Source organism: Gammaproteobacteria bacterium, from assembly GCA_013696315.1.
Classification (GTDB): Bacteria; Pseudomonadota; Gammaproteobacteria; order JACCYU01; family JACCYU01; genus JACCYU01.
Genome location: JACCYU010000074.1, coordinates 1 through 4,829 on the forward strand (window position 1 = coordinate 1; position 4,829 = coordinate 4,829).

Below are 4,829 nucleotides of genomic sequence, written 5' to 3' on the forward strand. Positions count from 1 at the left end.
CCACGCCGGCCCGCACCCAGGCTTGCGGGTCTCGCGCCAGCTCCCGTAACAGCGCCACCGAACATGACGGATTGCGGGCGACCCCCCGGCGGACCTCCGTTTCTTCGTCCACCGCCAGCCTGCGCAGTACGGCTTCGGGTGTCGCGGAATTGCGCGCCACCCATCGCCGCACCCAGGGATCGTCATCGACCGCCAGACTCGCGAGGATTTCACGCATCTGGCCTTTTCGCCGCGCCTGGATACGCCGCACCTGACGCGACGGATCGTCCACCAGAGCCTTGAGCGCACTGTCCGGGACGGCGAGGTTGCGGGCCGCGGCGGCCCGCACCTGGCCCTCCACGTCGCTCAACAAGCGCACCAGCGTAGCGAGCGTCGCCGCGGGGTTGGCGGCCAGCATTCTGCGAATCAGCGGCTCGGAATCGTGCTCGGCTTCACTGCGCACGTCCGACGGACTGTTAGGGTGCGCGGCAATTTCTCCGCGAAGATACACATCGCCGCGGGCCCACAGGCTACGCAGCACCGTGGCGTCCGCGTTAGCATTTCGCGCAATCTCCTTGAGCTGCCTGAGGCTTGCATGGGCGGCCAAGGATGCGAGCGCCGCGGCGCCCGTATGCGGATTGCCGCACAGCCCGTGGCGCACGGCCTCCGAAGGATCGTCCAGCAGCTTATCGAGCAGCGCCGCATCCGCGTTGCCATGGGCGGCGATCGCGGCGCGTACGCCCGACGAGCGATCCGTGTCCATCAGCCACGCCAGAGTCGCGCCGGAAGTACGCGGATGGCGCGCGACTCTATGGCGAATTTTCTCGTCCGGGTCCTTGCTCAGTACTGCGAGTATGGAGGGCGGCGCATAAGGCGCACCGGCAAACAGGCGCCGTAATTTTCGGTTAGCCAGACTCACACGTTCGAGCGCCTTTCGAGCCGCCGGTGCGGCGAAGGGATGCAGAGCCGCTGCCAGGTACGGATCACCGCGTTCGCTGACATGAACGATCAATTCTTCCAGATCCTGGCAGTTCGCTGACATTTGCGTCGATGAGCGCCTCTGCGCATTCCGTCCAGGGTTGTTCACGATGTTCGCGAGTCCTTTCAGGCCTGCGCCGCCTGTCTTGGTGGTTGTTCGATGCCTGTGTCCATACACTCGTCGACCAGTTCGATCAGCTCCTGCACCTTGATCTGCTTCTCGTTGCCGGTGGACTTGACCGAGTCCTCGAACATGTTCATGCACTTGGGACAACCCACCACGAATACCTCCAGACCCTCGATTTGCGCCGCCTCCTTCATGCGATTTTCAGACGGTTTCTCCCTGTCCGCGGGGTCCGCCATCCAGATACGCCCACCGCCCGCGCCGCAACAAAATGAGTTATCGCGCGTGCGACGCATTTCCACGAGATCAGCGCCCAGCATCCGGATCGCCTCGCGCGGGGCGTCATAACCCTTGTTCAGGCGGCCCAGATGACAGGGATCATGAAATGTCACTTTACGATCCAGCTTCTTCTTCAATTTGATCTCGTTGTTCGCGAGCATCCGCTGGATCAGGGTACTGGCGTGCTCGATTTGGTAGCGACCGCCGAAGTCGGGATATTCGTTCTTGATGGTATTGAACGAATGTGGATCGGTGGTAACGATTTTTTTGAACTCGCACTGACTCAAGGTCTCGATGTTCGATTCCGCCAGGTGTTCGTATAGCCCTTCCTCGCCCACTCTACGGACGTCATTGCCCGCGTTCATCTCGGCCTCGAACAGGATCCCGAAATCGACCCCCGCGTTGTGCAGGACTCGAGCGAAGGCCTGCGAGACCTTCTGATAGCGCGGATCGAACGAGGCGAAGTCGCCCACGAACCAGAGCCATTCGACCGGTTCCTTGCGCGCGTCCTTGATCTCGAAGTCCAGCTTTTTGGTCCAGGCCGGCCGCTTGCGCTTGTTCTCGCCAAACGAATTGCCTTTCTTCTGTATCTGCTGCAAGGCCGTCTGTACGGTCGCCTCCATCTCGCCTTCCTCGACCAGCGTCCGTCGCATTTCCACGATCATGGGCACGTGTTCGATGCCCACCGGGCAAATCTCAACGCAAGCGGCGCAGCTGCGGCAGGCCCACAAGGTCTCCGCCCTGATCTGATTGACCCCGTCTCCTACGGCGATCAACCTGTCGTTATCGGGAAGTTTGCTGCCCTCAAGCGTGCTTGCGGCCAGTTCTCTCAGTGACAGCACCAGATCGCGCGGCGACAGCGGATAACCCGTGGCATTAGCGGGGCACGCCTCGTGGCAGCGGCCGCATTTGGTGCACGCATCCAGATGCATGAGATGCTTCCAGCTGAAATCTGTAATCAGTTTGTAGCCGATCTTCTCGCTTTCCAGATCCGCCTGCGGCAGGCGCGCCGAAGGCCTTGGGTCGCGGATCGCCAGCGACCCCATGGATGTAAGAATGTGCTTGACCTTGGTGTACGGAATCAAGGCGATAAAACTCAAGGCCAGAATGCCGTGTACCCACCATGTGTACAGGCGCAGATCCGCAGCACCTTCCGGCGACAGCGCCAGGCCCTCGAAGAGGTAAGCCATCGATGCCGCCACGGGTGACCACCAGCGATAGCTCCACACAGTGGGATCACCTTGCAGCCAGACCAGCCGTGCGGCCTCCAGAACAAACCCGGTGATGCCGATCAGGATCAGCAGCCACAGAAACGCCCAGTCCTCGCGGCGATATCCGCTGCGATCCGCATCCGGTTCATTCCCGGAGCGATCCGGGCGGGTGTAATCCAGCTTGGGCGGTCGCAGCCACTGGCGGCGATACATCATGTAGATCAGCCCTGCAATCAAGGTCAGCCCGGCGAGGTCCATGACCAGCGAGAACCAGAGATAGAATGTTCCCTCCCAGAAGCTGATCCCCAGAAGAGGCCCGGTGATGTCGTAGTCGAGGGTGATCGTGGCGGTGCCGATGAACAGCAGCACGAAGCCAAAGAAGATCAGGGCGTGCGCATGGCCTGCCGGCACGTCGCGGCGTCTCAAGGAACGATGGGCGAGCAGCTGCCCAAGCATTTCCTTGAGACCGCTGCCGATACGGGCAAGCTTGAACGCGGTGCCGCGGCGATATTTTCTGACCTGTAGATAACACCCGTAAAGAAATACCGCTATGGCCGCCAGCGCGACCACATAGAAAGAGGCGACCATCCAGCCGGGAAAATCCTGGAACAGGATCCTGGTGACCTCATCCGGGTTATGGCCGTGCTCCAGTAGATCCATAAGACTGGTCTCGGTTCAGCTACGCGAGGTGTGGGCCGCGCCAGGCCGGTTAATCAGGCCCGGTGCGACCGTAGTAGCCGCGCCGAGCCGGTTTCATCGGTCAAGTCTGATACTCGATCTCGAACGCTCCGTCCGGCATGTGCGCCGTACCCCACACCGCGACCTCGCGGCGATAGGGTTTGGGCCACTGCGCGTTGGGCTCCTCGATCTCCCGCGCCAGGCGATGGCCCTCGAAAGTCGAGTCGGCCATCAGCTTGGGCGCCCAGGCGTCGCCAATCACGTACACGTCCTTGACGCCATTATCGGACCACTCGTCCTTGCGTGCCTTCAAGCCCCGATATAGCTCATCGTTGGAGTGGCGTCCCGTGACCAGCACCATCGTATCGAATTCGAGCCACTGGTGGGTTGTGTTTTCCCGGCGCGGCAGCTTTCCAGGGCCTCTGTACTCGCGTTTGGAGCCGTCGCCGTACAGGTTATAGATCTCGATGCGACCCGGCTCGATTCGCGACGCAAAGCTCTCGCCGGTGATCTCGACGTGATTCTCGTGCAGCATGCGCATGGTGTTGGGAAACTCGAGAGTGAACTCCATGTAACTGCCCAGCCCGACGCCGTCCACTATGGTGACCTCGCGGCCTGCCTCGGCCAGTTTCTGCGCGAGGCTTGGCGTCATGTAGTACGGATCGGCGCTCAGGATAATCACCTTCTTGCCGATCTCCTTGTTGCCCGCGTAGATCTGCTCCGGCGTAATCTGGTCGTCCCGACTCGCATCGGCGCCCGGGATCGGCGCATGAGTTAATGCATTGGTGCCGTCGGTATTCCACGAAGCGCCTGTGGCTATCACGATCTTCTCGGCGCCATAGTCGAGCGCCGCGTCCACGGTCATGGGGTTCTGGCCCAATGCCAGTTGCGAGTCCTTGTTCTTTTTCAATAGCTTCTGTATCTGCTGCTCGCGGTAATCGCGGTGGTAACCCCACTCGCCGAGGCCTGGGAGATGTGTCGACACGTCGTTATTGTGGCCACCGACCTTCTCCGCGCTGTCGTACAAATGCACGGTATAGCCGCGCTCCAGCAGTACGCGCGCGCATTCCGAACCGGCAGGGCCGGCGCCGACCACCAGGACTGAATCGTCGGAACCCGCCTTGGGGAATTTTTCCGGATGCCAGCCGCGGCGGTATTCTTCGCCGGCGGTGGCGTTCTGCGTGCAGATCATGGGCGGCCCGCCGATTTCCCAGCGCGAGATGCAGACGTTGCAGCCGATGCACACGCGGATATCGTCGATGCGACCTTCGTCGATCTTGCGGGGCAACCACGGATCCGAGATGCTCGGCCGCGCCGCGCCGATGATGTCGAGCTGGCCGGCGCGGATCACTTCGGCCATTTTTTCGGGATCGGTGAAGCGACCGACACCCAGCACCGGTTTCTTGGTCACCTCTTTAATGAACTTTTGCCACGGAATCTGATGGCCCTGACGATAAAAACGCGAAGGCCCTGCATCCTCGCCCCACTCCGCAATGTCTCCTACGTTGACATCCCAAACGTCAACGTAAGGATCAGCCAGTTCGACGAACTTCATGCCGTCCACTTCAACCTCGATGGCA

At 61.3% G+C, this 4,829-nt stretch carries 3 protein-coding genes; all 3 read right to left on the minus strand.

Annotated elements, in window-relative coordinates:
* Window positions 1–1,021: hypothetical protein (locus H0V34_04070; GenBank protein MBA2490900.1), on the minus strand; the 1,021-nt coding region annotated here is incomplete at its 3' end.
* Window positions 1,022–1,083: 62 nt separating this feature from the next.
* Window positions 1,084–3,231, minus strand: coding sequence for a 4Fe-4S dicluster domain-containing protein (locus tag H0V34_04075; protein ID MBA2490901.1), 2,148 nt, complete (start codon window positions 3,229–3,231; stop codon window positions 1,084–1,086).
* Window positions 3,232–3,331: 100 nt separating this feature from the next.
* The coding region (locus tag H0V34_04080; protein MBA2490902.1) for an FAD-dependent oxidoreductase at window positions 3,332–4,829 on the minus strand (1,498 nt) is incomplete at its 5' end.

Coding starts and splice junctions, on each gene's coding strand:
- H0V34_04075 (MBA2490901.1), bottom strand. CDS start 3,231: ATGGATCTACTGGAGCACGGCCATAACCCGGATGAGGTCACCAGGATC.